Consider the following 13,780-nt stretch of genomic DNA (forward strand, 5'->3'; position numbering starts at 1 on the left):
AGATACCCATAGGTATACTAATTCTATTGCATGATATCACAACTGTGTGATTTGTAAGGTAATCACTTAGGAAATGTAGAGTTTTAACACTGATGGTTGCGTAAGAGCAAGTATCTCTGTAATCCGAACCATTCACTTTTAGAGACTATCCGTAGAACGGTTCAATTATCCTATAAGACCAATGCCCGTTCCTCGCTCTTAACAAACATTCAACAAACCACATTGCATTTTGCATAAGGCCGAAATCCTGCTTTTTACCCAGCAGAACCCCGGCCTCCCATCACCCGCCTTAGTGCGCCGTGATATAAGGCTCTTTCACAAACTCCGCCAGCAGCCAGACCATATCATGCAACAGCCCGGTGAGCTCTTTCGCCACGCTCACAGGCAACGTTCCGCCCATTACCGCCAGCGTTAACGCCACAGCATAATCCACCTGCAACGCCGTATCCTGCCAGCAGTCCGGTACGCAGGAGGCGATCTTTTCCCCCGCAATTAGCTGTTCCACCAGATACGGCGGAAGTTCCGAGTCACAGCGCTCACGCATTCGTTTTAGCGCAGCCAGCAGTTGCTTGCAGAGCGTGGCAAATGTCACCGCATCGTCCGTTTCCACCAGTACGCTCACGTATGCCGCACAGGTGTCAGCCAGTTCAAAGAGATCCGCAGAATCGGGAAGTTGCAGGTGAAGAAGGTGATGAAGAGCGCTTTCTTCAGTAAGCGCGTAAGAAAATCCAGGGATAGTAGCCATAAGGCATCCTCTTTATGCAAAAAATGTTAACCGCCCGATGAGTTCCTACGCTCAGAGGGGGTAGCGCTGACGGAGGTAGGAATACCGTGCATAAAGAAAAACGGCCAGCCTTTCGACTGCTCCGTCAGCGCCACCGTGATTCTAACGGGATATGCGCTGTCGCGACAAAAAATATCGCTTTATGCTAACGGGTTCCTACGCCCGGCTGCGGATGTGCCGCAACGCAGGCACTTTAAAACCGCGAAGAAAGGATGAAAAGGGATACCCCTGAATTACATAAGGTTGCTTGCAGGTTTGCGAGGCGGCTTCCAGAACGGCATTGCCGGTTGGCGGCTACGCCTGACCCGGCCTACAAAATCCAAAGCCCCAACAGCAACACGAACCGTAGGCCCGCGCAAGCGCAGCGCCGCCGGGCACAGCCACACCGTAGCTACCCCTCGCTCATCATCGCCAGAAACCGCTTCACCGTCCGCGAACGCTCAAATCGCCGCCAGCAGAGTGCGATATCGGTATAAAGCTCTGGCGAGCGCAGCGCATGGTAGGTGACATTCTGCGGCGAAATAGCGGCCATCGATTTCGGCACCAGCGCAAACCCGCCGCCCGCGGAGACCATGCTCAGGGAAGAGGAAAGTTGTGAAGATTGCAGCGTGTGTTGCATATCGATCCCGGCCCGCTCGCAGCTGCCGTAAACGCGGTCATACAGCCCCGGCGCGACCTCCTGGGGAAACAGCACCACCGGCGTATCCCGCAGCTCCTCCAGCGCCAGATCGCCACACGCCGCCAGAGGATGATCGCGATGCAGCGCCACCACCATCGGCTCCCGATCGAGGATTTTTAATTCGAACACCTTACTGCTTTCGCACGGCAGGCGCACAAAGGCGATATCCAGCTCACCCTCCGCCAGCATCGTCGTCAGCGACGACATATTGGCTTCCACCTGGTGAACCTGCACCGCCATGTTCTGCACCTGAAACTGACGTATCAGGGCGAAGATTTTGGGATGAAAAGCATCTGAACTGGTGATGCCAATCGACAGGCTGCCGTTCAGCCCGCGCGCGATGCCCCGGGCTTTCTCCAGCGCGGCGTCGCTCAGCGCCAGGATCTTACAGGCGTCCTCATAGAAGGCTTCTCCCGCCTCGGTCAGCTCCACGCCCCGCGTCAGGCGCCTGAACAGCGGCGTGCCCACTTCCTCTTCGAGCCGTTTGATCTGCTGACTCAGAGGAGGCTGTGAAATACCCAGCGCTTTGGCCGCCCTGGTGAAGTGTCGCTCGCGTGCTACCGCGACAAAATAGCGCAGATAACGAAGTTCCATATCAAAAACGTCTCAAACCAGCATGGATTCTATATTGGAACTCTCTGCTGAATCGGGTCAACATTTATTTAACCTTTATAAATAAAGTTGAAGAGGACGGGCATGATGATGCATTCATCTGCATGCGACTGTGAGGCGAGTTTATGCGAGACCCTGCGCGGGTTCTCGGCTCAGCATCCTGACAGCGTGATCTATCAGACATCGCTAATGAGCGCCCTGCTAAGCGGCGTCTACGAAGGGGAGACCACCATCGCCGACCTGCTGGCGCACGGCGATTTTGGTCTCGGTACCTTTAACGAGCTGGACGGTGAAATGATTGCCTTCAGCAGCCAGGTGTACCAGCTGCGCGCCGACGGCAGCGCCCGCGCCGCGAAGCCGGAGCAAAAAACGCCGTTCGCGGTGATGACCTGGTTCCAGCCGCAGTACCGCAAAACCTTCGACGGGCCGGTCAGCCGTCAGCAGATCCACGACGTGATCGACCAGCAAATCCCCTCCGATAACCTGTTCTGCGCGCTGCGCATCGACGGCAATTTCCGCCACGCGCACACCCGCACCGTACCGCGCCAGACGCCGCCGTACCGGGCGATGACCGACGTGCTGGATGACCAGCCGGTGTTCCGCTTTAACCAGCGCGAGGGCGTGCTGGTCGGGTTCCGTACCCCGCAGCATATGCAGGGGATAAACGTGGCGGGCTATCACGAACACTTCATCACCGACGACCGACAGGGCGGCGGCCATCTGCTCGACTATCAGCTGGAGAACGGCGTGCTCACCTTCGGCGAAATCCACAAGCTGATGATTGACCTGCCCGCCGACAGCGCGTTTTTACAGGCCAACCTGCACCCCAGCAACCTTGATGCGGCTATCCGCGCCGTCGAAAACTAACAGGAGAACTACCGTGAACAGTGAGAAACAGTCACGTCAGTGGGCGCACGGTGCCGATATGGTTGTCGGCCAGCTGGAAGCGCAGGGTGTGAAGCAGGTGTTCGGCATACCGGGCGCAAAAATCGACAAGGTCTTTGACTCCCTGCTGGACTCCTCCATCGAGATTATCCCGGTGCGTCACGAGGCGAACGCGGCGTTTATGGCGGCGGCAGTGGGGCGGTTAACCGGCAAGGCCGGAGTCGCGCTGGTCACCTCCGGGCCGGGCTGCTCCAACCTGATCACCGGCATCGCCACCGCCAACAGCGAAGGTGACCCGGTGGTCGCGCTGGGCGGGGCGGTGAAGCGGGCAGATAAAGCGAAGCTGGTGCACCAGAGCATGGATACCGTCGCCATGTTCAGCCCGGTGACCAAATACGCCGTGGAGGTCAATTCGCCTGACGCGATTGCCGAGGTGGTGTCGAACGCATTTCGCGCTGCCGAGCAGGGCAGGCCGGGCGGGGCGTTTGTCAGCCTGCCGCAGGATATTGTCGACCAGCCCACCACGGGGGCGATTTTACCCGCCAGCACTGCGGCGCTGATGGGCCCGGCACCGGAATCTGCCATCAACGAGGTGGCGAAGCTTATCGCGAAGGCCAAAAACCCGGTCATCTTACTCGGCCTGATGGCCAGCCAGCCCGCCAACAGCGCCGCGCTGCATAAACTGCTGGAGAGAAGCCGTATTCCGGTCACCAGCACCTATCAGGCCGCCGGGGCGGTGAATCAGGAACACTTCACCCGCTTCGCCGGACGCGTCGGTCTGTTTAACAACCAGGCGGGCGATCGGCTCCTGCATCTGGCGGATCTGATCATCTGTATCGGTTACAGCCCGGTGGAATACGAGCCGTCCATGTGGAACAGCGGCGACGCCACCCTGGTGCACATTGACGTGCTGCCCGCCTATGAGGAGCGCAAGTATGTTCCCGATCTGGAACTGGTTGGGGATATTGCCGCCACGCTGAATCTGCTTGCCAGCCGAATCGAGCACAAGCTTGAACTCAGCCAGCGCGCCTCGGAAATTCTTGTCGATCGCCAGCATCAGCGGGACCTCCTCGACCGCCGCGGCGCATCGCTTAACCAGTTTGCCCTGCATCCGCTGCGCATCGTGCGCGCCATGCAGGACATCGTGAATAACGACGTAACGCTCACCGTCGACATGGGCAGCTTCCACATCTGGATCGCCCGCTACCTCTACAGCTTCCGCGCGCGTCAGGTGATGATCTCCAACGGTCAGCAGACCATGGGCGTGGCGCTGCCGTGGGCGATTGGTGCGTGGCTGGTCAACCCGGGGCGCAAGGTGGTGTCGGTCTCCGGGGACGGCGGCTTTTTGCAGTCGAGCATGGAGCTGGAAACCGCCGTACGCCTCAACGCCAATATTCTGCACATCATCTGGGTGGATAACGCCTACAACATGGTGGCCATCCAGGAGGAGAAAAAATATCAGCGTCTCTCTGGCGTGGAGTTCGGCCCGGTCGATTTCAAAGCCTATGCCGACGCGTTCGGTGCGAAAGGCTTTGCCGTCGAGAGCGCCGATGCGCTCGAACCGACGCTGCGTGCGGCAATGGATGTCGATGGCCCGGCCGTGGTGGCCATTCCCGTCGACTACAGCGATAACCCGCTGCTGATGGGCCAGCTCCATCTCAGCCAGATTTTGTGAATCAATATAAGGACACAGAAATGCAAAAAGTGGCTCTCGTAACCGGCTCCGGCCAGGGGATTGGCAAAGCGATTGCGCTTCGCCTGGTGAAGGATGGTTTTGCCGTTGCTATTGCGGATTATAACGAAGAGACGGCGAAAGCGGTCGCGGATGAGATCACCCGCAACGGCGGGAAGGCCGTCGCCGTGAAGGTGGACGTCTCTGACCGCGAGCAGGTGTTCGCGGCGGTGGAAAAAGCCCGCACTGCGCTGGGCGGTTTTAACGTCATCGTCAATAACGCCGGGGTGGCGCCGTCCACGCCCATCGAATCCATCACGCCGGAGATTGTCGACAAGGTCTACAACATCAACGTGAAAGGGGTGATCTGGGGCATTCAGGCCGCAATTGACGCCTTCCGCAAAGAGGGGCACGGCGGCAAAATCATCAACGCCTGCTCCCAGGCGGGCCATACCGGCAACCCGGAACTGGCGGTCTACAGCTCCAGCAAGTTCGCGGTGCGTGGCTTAACCCAGACCGCCGCGCGGGATCTCGCGCCGCTGGGGATCACCGTTAACGCCTATTGCCCGGGCATCGTCAAAACGCCGATGTGGGCGGAAATCGACCGTCAGGTCTCCGAGGCGGCGGGTAAACCGCTTGGCTACGGGACGGAAACCTTTGCCAAACGCATTACGCTTGGCCGTTTGTCCGAGCCGGAAGACGTGGCCGCCTGCGTCTCTTACCTCGCCGGGCCGGATTCCGACTACATGACCGGTCAGTCGCTGCTGATTGATGGTGGGATGGTGTTCAACTAAATACACAATACTAAAAAGCTCTGACATGAACTTTCCCCTGCTCCCGTGCAGGGGCTTTTTTTTGTCTCGTCAGCCATTGTGCATTACACTGCGCGCTGCAAAACTTTAGTCTTGAGATCTGACAGGCGGTAACAGCGATGAACGGTACAATCACAACGTGGTTTAAAGATAAAGGCTTTGGATTTATCAAAGATGAAAACGGCGACAACCGCTACTTTCATGTGATTAAGGTCGCCAACCCTGATCTGATTAAGAAAGATGCGGCGGTGACCTTCGAGCCAACCACCAACAGCAAAGGCCTTTCCGCGTATGCGGTGAAGGTGATCCCCGAAAGTAAGCACCTCTATATTGCAGGCGAGCGCGTGAAGCTTACCTCAATTAAATCCTTCGTGGTGTTCAGCGAAGAAGAGCCCGTTGATACTAAAATCGACAAAGAGAACGCGGTGCTGTCGGTGGGGCTGCTGATGAACAGCATCAAACCAAAAACCGAGAAAAAGCCGGGCGAAATGCGCACGGTGAAGAAGCTGGCGATCACTACCTTCCAGAACACGACGCTGATCTTCACTGAAGATGAGATCGACATCGATGCCACGGTGAAGCTGCTGAAGTAACGTTTTGCCGGGTGGCGGTTACGCCTTACCCGGCCTACAAAATGCGTGCGGCACTCGCCGCCGCACGGTTTACCCCATCCTGTGCTCGCCCCGCAACATTGCTTCACGGTCAAATACCCGCTGGATCTCCCCGTGCGCCATAAATGCCGCCCGGTCGGACATATGCGCAATCACGTCCGCATCGTGGCTCACCAGCAGGTAGGTCATGCCGTGCTGCGCCTTCAGGCGGTTGAGCAGGTTCAGAATCTCCGCCTGTACCGACATATCCAGCGCCGAGGTCGGTTCATCCAGCAGCAGAAGCTGCGGGCGCAGCAGCAGCGCGCGGGCAATGGCCACGCGCTGACGCTGTCCGCCGGAAAGCTGATGCGGGTAACGCCTGCCCGCGTCGGCAGCCAGCCCCACCTGTTGCAGCGCATCCGCCACTTTTTCGGCAACCTGGCTTTCGCCGTGGATGTTTAACGGCTCCGACAGGGTGCGGGCAATGGTGTGGTTCGGGTGCAAAGACGCCCACGGATCCTGGAACACCATCTGCACGTTGCGGCGAAGCGCGCCTTCAAAACGTCGTCCTGGCCGTAAATTTTCCCCGAGGACGGAAATGTGGCCATTCCACTCGGGCAGCAGCCCCGCCAGCACGCGCAGAAGAGTCGATTTGCCGCAGCCGGATTCACCGATCAGGCTGAAGGTTTCACCTTTTTCGATGGCAAAACTGGCGGCGGAAACCGCCGTTTTTTCACCAAAACTCACCCGGAGCTGGTTAACCTCAACGAGTGCCATTGTCGTCCTCCTTCCACGGTTGCGAACGGTCGAGCGTCGGCAGCATCTTGCCAAACGTCCCGGCGTTCGGGCGGCAGGTCCAGAGCGTGCGCGTGTAGGGATGGGTTGCCTGCGGCAACAGGCTCGCCGCCATTTCATCAACGTTCTCACCCTGATACATCACCAGCACGCGGTCGCAGTGTTCCGCGACGAGCGGCAAGTCGTGGCTGATTAACAGCATCGCCATCTGCCGCGCCTCGCACTGCTGTACCAGCAGCTCCAGGATCTGGTTGCGCAGGCGTGCGTCCAGCGCGGAAGTCGGTTCGTCGGCGATCAGCACCTGCGGGTTGTTGACGAGCGCAATGGCGATCATCACGCGCTGGCCCATGCCGCCGGAAAGTTCGCCGGGATAGCGCTGGAGCACGTGCTCGTTCAGCCCCACGGCGCGGATGATATCGTGAATGCGCGCCAGTCGTTCGGCGCGGGGCAGGCGCTGATGGAGGGTCAGCGCCTCATCAAGCTGGGCGGCGACGGTTTTCACCGGGTTTAGCGCGTAGCGCGGGTCCTGTAGAACCATCGCAATGCCGTTGCCGCGCAGCGCCTGCCAGCGGCGGCTGTTCAGGGTCAGCAGGTCGTTGCCAAGCACGTTAAGCCGCTTAGCGCTCACGATGCCGGGCTTGCGCACCAGCCCCATCAGGGCGCGGGCAGACATGGACTTGCCGGAGCCGGATTCTCCCACCAGCGCCAGCCGCTCTTTGCCCAACGTAAAGCTCAGGTTGTTGACCACGCGCGCGGCGGGGTAGTCGATATTCAGCGCATCGACGATGACGCGGTGTTCAGTCATGCTGTGGCTCCAGTACGTCGCGCAGGCCATCGCCCAGCAGGTTAAAGGCCAGGCTGGCAAACAGAATCGCCCCGCCTGGAATGGCGGCAATCCACCACTGGTCAAAAATGACCTGCATGCCGTCGGCAATCATCGCGCCCCATTCCGCCATCGGTGGACGCGCGCCCAGACCAAGGAAGCCCAGCCCGGCAGCGGCCAGAATAATCCCGGCCAGATCCAGCGCCAGTCGCACAATCGCGGAGGGCAGGCACAGGGGCAGAATATGGCCGACCAGCAGGCGCGGGCCGCGAATGCCCATCATCTCCGCGGCGGCCAGATAATCGCTGTGGCGCAGACGCTGGATTTCACTGCGCGCCTGGCGCGCATAGGCAGGCCAGGTCGTTAAGGCCAGCGCCAGCGCGCCGTTGACCAGCCCCGGGCCGAGCATCGCCACAAACGCGAAGGCGAGGATCAGGCGCGGCATCGACATCACCACGTCGGAAAAGCGCATCAGGATGCGCTCCATCCAGCCGCCGTAGTAGCCTGACAAAATCCCCACCAGCAGACCGGCGGGGAGGGTAATAACGGTGACTAAGGCCACCAGCCCCAGTGCCGGACGGGTGCCGTAGATTAATCGGGAGAGCAGATCCCGCCCATAGCTGTCAGTACCCAGCCAGTGCTGCGCGTTAGGCGGTTGCAGACGCGCGGCGGCGTCCTGCCAGTTGGGATCCTGCGGCGCAAGCCACGGCGCGAACAGAGCAATAAGCACCAGCAGCGCGATGGCGATCAGCCCGCAAAACGCGGCAGGGGAGCGGCGCAGGCGGCGTAAGAAGAGATAAAACGGCATTAGCGCACCCTGGGATCGGTCGCCCGCACAAGCAGGTCGGTAAGGTTATTGATCAGAACAAAGCAGACGCCAATCAGCAGCGTGCCGCCCATCACGGCGGTGGTGTCACCGGCGAACAGGGCCGTGGTGAGGTAGCGCCCGATGCCCGGCCACGAGAAGACGGTTTCGGTTAATACCGCGCCCTCCAGCATGCTGGTGTAGGCCAGCGCAATCACCGTCAGCAGCGTGCTGCGAATGTTCGGCAGCACGTGACGCAGCAGGATGGTCATCTCTCCGGCGCCCTTGGCGCGGGCGAGCAATATGTACTCTTTGTTCATCTCGCTCAGACAGGCGGAGCGCGTCAGGCGGGTGATACTTGCCAGCGAGTAGTAGGCCAGCAGCAGCACCGGCAGCACCAGGTGGCTGATGGCGTTGCGGAACGCCTCGCGGTCGCCGGAAAGCCAGGTATCTACCAGCGCAAATCCGGTTCGTGGCTCGACGGTGAATTGCCAGATGTCGTCCAGCCTGCCGGGGCCAGCGCTCCACTGTAGTTTCGCGTAGAACAGAGCCAGCATCAGCAGGCCGAGCCAGAATATCGGCACCGAATTGCCGAGCAGGGTGAGCGTTCTGATCGCTAAGTCCAGTGGCGAACCGGCGTAGCGGGCGCACAGCACACCCGCAATTACGCCGAGTACTGTGCCGATAATTAGCGCCAGCGTTGCCAGTTCCAGCGTGGCGGGAAAGGCGTGCAGCAGGTCCTGCAATACCGGCTGACCGGTAGCGCTGGCGGTGCCTAAATCCCCGTGAGCGAGGTTTTGCAGGTAGTGCCAGAACTGCACCGGCAGGGGCCGATCCAGCCCAAGCTGGTGGCGTACCTGATCGTAAGTGGACTGGCTGGCGTGATCGCCGACGATCTGCAATACGCGATCGACCGGGGAAAAGGCAGAGAGCGCAAACGTGACCAGCAGTAGCCCGAACAGCGTGAGCAGGAGAGTCAGCAGACCCTGAAGCACGCGGGTGGAAAGATGTGGCATGGGAAAATCGTTATCCTGAAAATATGCACGAACGACCCCCTCTCCCACGGGAGAGGGAGAGGGGGGAAAAGCTACTTCATAACGCGATCGTACCAGACCATATCCGCGTTCAGCCCCTGCTGATACCCCTTCACGTTATCGCGCACCACGATCTGAGTTTTGCCCTGGTCAACGAACACGTACGGCGAGTTATGCTGTAACTGTTCCTGCATCTTCTTATACAGATCCAGACGTTTCGCCGGATCCGGCTCGGCAACCGCCGCCAGCGTGGCCTTGTTCAGCTCCGGGATTTTCCAGCCGTTCAGACCGGCCACGGTGCTGGACTTCCCGTCGTTCCACGCGAAGGCGCTGGCGTTGGAGTGCGCATCGAAGTAGTCCGGGATCCACAGACGAATCGCCGCCTGATGCTGCTTAGCGCGCACGCGGGCGTACACCTGGCTACCCGCAGCGGGCAGCAGATCCACCTTCACGCCACCCTGAGCAAAGCTCGCCTGCATGGATTGCGCGATGGTGATGAACGGTGGTTTATTCTCCACGTCCAGCGTGAAATGCGCGTCTTTGATGCCCGCCTTGGCGAGGATCGCTTTTGCTTTTGCCGGGTCAAACGTGAACGGATTGTCCTCCAGCGCGCCCGGCAGGCCGACCGGCAGGAAGCTCTGATGAACAAAATACTGGCCTTTCAGCAGGTCTTTGGTGATGCCTTCATAATCCACCAGCCAGCGCGAGGCTTCCCAGAACGCTGGATTATTCAGCAGCGGGTTAGCGCTGTTGCCGGTGTTAAACACCAGATAGTTTTGCTCGGCAGAAGGGATGCTCAGTACCTTCACGCCCGGCTTGCCGCTGAGGGCGCTTATCTGGTCTGCACCCAGATCGCGCGCCACGTCCGCATCACCCTGCTGGATCAGCAGGCGGCGGGAAGCGGGATCGGGGACGTTTTTAATGATGATGCTTTTAAGCTTCGGCGCGCCGCCGGGCGCGGAGTCGTTGGCTTCCAGCACGATGGCCTGATGCGGCTGGTAAACGCGCATTTTGAACGCGCCGCTGCCCGCAGAGTGCATTTTTAACCACGCGTTGCCGAAGTCGTTATCCTTCACGTTCGCCGCAACCTGTTTTTCATCGACGATGGAGGCAATCGGCGTGGAGAGAATATTCAGCGCCACCGACGGGCTAACGTCGGCCGTCCAGTGAAGCGTGAGGGTATGGTCGTCCACTTTCTTTAGCTGGCTGGCGATGTTGCTGGCGTCCCAGCCCAGTACGTTGAGGATAAACGCCGGGGATTTGTTCAGCGTCACGGCGCGGGTATAAGAGAAGATCACGTCTTCCGGGCGCAGCGGGTTGCCGGAGGAGAATTTCGCATCGGGTTTAAGCTTGATGGTCAGGGTTTTTGCTGCCGCGTCCGCGTCCCAGCTTTCTGCCAGAACCGGCGTGATTTTTTCCGGATTATCGCGGTCCGGCTGTACCAGACGCTGGTACAGGCTCGGCACGGTCTGGATGCTGGAAAGCTCGTTGGCTTCGGCCGGGTCAAGGCTCACGATATCATCCAGACCCTGGGCGACAACCAGCGTGTTGGGCGGGGTAGCGGCGTGAGCAGCGCTTGAGAGCGCAGCCAGCACCAGTAACGGCAGCAGTTTTTTAGTCATAGCGATCCCTGAATAAAATATATTGTGATTGTTTTATGCACCGTTACGGTAGGCTGGCTGAGGATTTCCTCAAAGTCGAAATTCTGCTTTGCTTATGCCATCCGGGAATAACGCATTCGGTCTGGTTATGAGTCACCTCTCTTTTCGTTCGCTTTTTAACCTGCTATAACAAACTCCTTACCTTTCAGGGAGTCACCGCCGTGCCCGAAATCAATCAACATGGTCAAACCGTTAACGATATTGTCCCGGACTGGAAATGCGCCCGCGCGTTAACCCGTACTCTGCTCACCGGCCAGTATTGCCGCCTGGAGCCGCTGGATGCTGACCGCCATTCGGCTGATTTGTTTGAAGCCTATGCGCTGGGTGACGACAGCGACTGGACGTGGCTTGCCAGCACCCAGCCTGTGAGCGTTGAGGCCACTGCGCACTGGGTGCTGGGAAAGGTGCTGGATGACGACCTGGTGCCCTTTGCCATTATCGATCTGCGCACCGAAAAGGCGGTAGGGCTGGTCAGCTATATGGCGATAGAACGCTTTCAGGGCTCGGTTGAGATCGGCCACGTCACCTGGTCGCGCAGAATGAAGGGCACCCGCGTGGGTACCGAAGCGGTGTGGCTGCTGCTGAAAAATGCCTTTGAGCATCAATATCGCCGGCTGGAGTGGAAGTGCGATTCGATGAACATCGCCTCACGCAACGCGGCGGAGCGTCTGGGGTTTGTCTGGGAAGGGCGGCTGCGCCAGAAGCTGGTGCGCAAAGGACGCAACCGCGACAGCGATATGCTTTCGATTATTGACGGCGAATGGCCGGAAAAGGATGCGGCTCTGCGGGCCTGGCTGGCAGCGGAGAATTTTGACGGGGAAGGGCGGCAGGTCAGGCGGTTAGAGGAATTTCGGACGTAAAAGCCTTACCCCTCACCCCAACCCTCTCCCCAAAGGGGAGAGGGTGTTCAAGTTCCCTCTCCCCTTTGGGGAGAGGGTTAGGGTGAGGGGAGAAGTTCGCACACAGCGGCGAACCGGCGCCCCGTTCGCCACATAATAAGCCGCCGTGCTCTTCGCCAGCGGCTCGCGCCCGCGAATGGCGTCGGCAATCTTTTCGCCAATCATGATGGTGGTGGCGTTCAGGTTGCCGGTGATAATCTGCGGCATAATCGACGCATCCACTACGCGTAACCCTTCCAGCCCGTGAACGCGGCCTTCGCCGTCGACCACCGCCATTTCGTCGTAGCCCATCTTGCAGGTACCGCACGGGTGGAAGGCGGTTTCGGCGTGGTTGCGCACGAACTCGTCCAGCTGTTCGTCGGTCTGGCATTCGACGCCCGGGCTGATTTCACGACCGCGATACTTGTCCAGCGCCGGCTGATGCATGATCTCGCGGGTGATGCGGATCGCGTCGCGGAACTCCTGCCAGTCCTGCTCGTGGGACATGTAGTTGAACAGGATCGCCGGATGCTGGTGCGGATCGCGCGACTTGATGCGCACGTGGCCGCGGCTCGGGGAGCGCATGGAGCCAACGTGGCACTGAAAACCATGCTCTTTCACCGCGTTCGAGCCGTTGTAGTTAATCGCCACCGGCAGGAAGTGATACTGAATGTTCGGCCACTCGAACTCCTCGCGGCTGCGGATAAACCCGCCTGCTTCGAAGTGGTTGCTCGCGCCCACGCCCGTGCCGCCAAACAGCCACTCCGCGCCAATCTTCGGCTGGTTCCGCCATTGCAGGGCAGGGTAGAGGGAGACCGGCTCCTTACATTCATACTGAAGATACATCTCCAGGTGATCCTGCAAGTTTTCACCCACCCCGGGTAAATCATGTACCAGCGGGATATCAAACTGCTGCAGCAGTTCAGCGTTGCCCACGCCGGAGCGCTGGAGGATCTGCGGAGACGCGATGGCGCCCGCGCACAACAGTACCTCTTTCTTCGCTGTCGCTTTTGACGGAATGGTGCTTTCGCCTTCCAGCCACTCGACGCCCACCGCGCGCTTGCCGTCAAAGATAATGTGATCGGTCATGGCGTGGGTGCGGATGGTCAGATTCGGGCGCGGTTTGGCCTGATCCAGATAGCCGCGCGCGGTGCTGGCGCGTCGGCCCTGCGGCGTGACCGTGCGATCCATCGGGCCAAAGCCTTCCTGCTGATAGCCGTTGAGATCGTCGGTGCGCGGGTAGCCCGCCTGCACGCCTGCCTCCACCATCGCTTCAAACAGCGGGTTCACACCCGGCTTAGAGGTGGTGACGCTCACCGGACCGTCGCCGCCGTGGTAGTCGTTCGGCCCCACGTCGCGGGTCTCTGCCTTGCGGTAGTAGGGCAGGCAGTTGAGATAGCTCCAGTGCTCCAGACCCGGTTCTTTCGCCCAGTTGTCCAGATCCATTGCATTGCCGCGCACGTAGCACATGCCGTTGATCAGCGACGAGCCGCCCAGCCCTTTACCCCGTCCGCACTCCATGCGGCGGTTGTTCATGAAAGGCTCTGGCTCGGTTTCATACGCCCAGTTGTAGCGCTTGCCCTGCAACGGGAAGGCCAGCGCGGCAGGCATCTGGGTGCGGAAGTCAAAGCGGTAGTCCGGCCCGCCCGCCTCAAGCAGCAGGACGGTGGTGTTTGGATCTTCAGTCAGTCGTGTTGCCAGTACGTTGCCGGCAGAGCCGGCCCCGATAATGATGTAGTCAAATTGCAAA

12 protein-coding genes and 1 pseudogene are annotated in these 13,780 nt (G+C 59.7%); 5 read left to right on the top strand and 8 right to left on the bottom strand.

The features are described 5' to 3' along the window. Positions 1-289 precede the first annotated feature (289 nt). Both RY075_RS06115 and RY075_RS06120 read right to left on the bottom strand, forming a co-directional pair. Entirely contained in the window at positions 290-745 is a 456-nt protein-coding gene (locus RY075_RS06115; protein ID WP_045142667.1) for a hypothetical protein, read from the bottom strand. A gap of 430 nt (positions 746-1,175) precedes the next feature. Beyond that, a complete protein-coding gene (locus tag RY075_RS06120; protein WP_232967323.1) occupies positions 1,176-2,057 on the bottom strand; it encodes a LysR family transcriptional regulator in 882 nt (293 codons plus the stop codon). Between the two features lie 105 nt (positions 2,058-2,162). On the opposite strand from RY075_RS06120, the gene budA reads away from it, so the two are divergent. The 4 genes from budA to RY075_RS06140 all read left to right on the top strand — a co-directional run bounded on the left by budA (position 2,163) and on the right by RY075_RS06140 (position 6,037). Then, positions 2,163-2,942 (top strand): acetolactate decarboxylase, encoded by a 780-nt coding sequence (gene budA, locus RY075_RS06125; protein WP_003858848.1) that lies wholly within the window; start codon positions 2,163-2,165, stop codon positions 2,940-2,942. 58 nt (positions 2,943-3,000) lie between these two features. After that, complete coding sequence (gene alsS / locus RY075_RS06130; RefSeq protein WP_226860953.1) at positions 3,001-4,635, top strand: acetolactate synthase AlsS; 1,635 nt, start codon at positions 3,001-3,003, stop codon at positions 4,633-4,635. A gap of 20 nt (positions 4,636-4,655) precedes the next feature. Further along, entirely contained in the window at positions 4,656-5,426 is a 771-nt protein-coding gene (locus RY075_RS06135) for a (S)-acetoin forming diacetyl reductase (protein ID WP_003858846.1), read from the top strand. Positions 5,427-5,563: 137 nt separating this feature from the next. Then, positions 5,564-6,037: a cold shock domain-containing protein gene (locus tag RY075_RS06140; protein ID WP_032608799.1), complete on the top strand. Its 474-nt coding sequence runs from the start codon at positions 5,564-5,566 to the stop codon at positions 6,035-6,037. A 69-nt stretch (positions 6,038-6,106) separates the two neighbouring features. Here the strand turns inward: RY075_RS06140 and RY075_RS06145 are convergent, their stop codons facing one another. From RY075_RS06145 to RY075_RS06165, 5 genes are all read right to left on the bottom strand, one after another. Further along, positions 6,107-6,811: an ABC transporter ATP-binding protein gene (locus RY075_RS06145; RefSeq protein ID WP_045332421.1), complete on the bottom strand. Its 705-nt coding sequence runs from the start codon at positions 6,809-6,811 to the stop codon at positions 6,107-6,109. After that, positions 6,798-7,634, bottom strand: coding sequence for an ABC transporter ATP-binding protein (locus tag RY075_RS06150; protein ID WP_338628307.1), 837 nt, complete (start codon positions 7,632-7,634; stop codon positions 6,798-6,800). The genes RY075_RS06145 and RY075_RS06150 overlap by 14 nt, the downstream gene beginning before the upstream one ends. Beyond that, a complete protein-coding gene (locus RY075_RS06155) occupies positions 7,627-8,460 on the bottom strand; it encodes an ABC transporter permease (protein ID WP_023324282.1) in 834 nt (277 codons plus the stop codon). Before RY075_RS06155 ends, RY075_RS06150 begins: the two co-directional genes overlap by 8 nt. Further along, positions 8,460-9,473, bottom strand: a complete 1,014-nt coding sequence (locus RY075_RS06160) for an ABC transporter permease (protein ID WP_023303249.1) — start codon at positions 9,471-9,473, stop codon at positions 8,460-8,462. Before RY075_RS06160 ends, RY075_RS06155 begins: the two co-directional genes overlap by 1 nt. 71 nt (positions 9,474-9,544) lie before the next feature. Then, complete coding sequence (locus tag RY075_RS06165; protein ID WP_032608803.1) at positions 9,545-11,113, bottom strand: ABC transporter substrate-binding protein; 1,569 nt, start codon at positions 11,111-11,113, stop codon at positions 9,545-9,547. A 200-nt stretch (positions 11,114-11,313) separates the two neighbouring features. Here RY075_RS06165 and RY075_RS06170 point away from each other — a divergent pair, with 200 nt between their 5' ends. Then, a complete protein-coding gene (locus RY075_RS06170) occupies positions 11,314-12,012 on the top strand; it encodes a GNAT family protein (protein WP_045896349.1) in 699 nt (232 codons plus the stop codon). A gap of 108 nt (positions 12,013-12,120) precedes the next feature. On the opposite strand, the pseudogene betA reads toward RY075_RS06170, so the two are convergent. Beyond that, positions 12,121-13,779, bottom strand: a pseudogene (betA, locus tag RY075_RS06175) (choline dehydrogenase); the annotation flags it as partial. Position 13,780: the final 1 nt, after the last annotated feature.

The sequence above is a fragment of the Enterobacter sp. JJBC genome (assembly GCF_036936505.1).
GTDB lineage: Bacteria > Pseudomonadota > Gammaproteobacteria > Enterobacterales > Enterobacteriaceae > Enterobacter > Enterobacter hormaechei_C.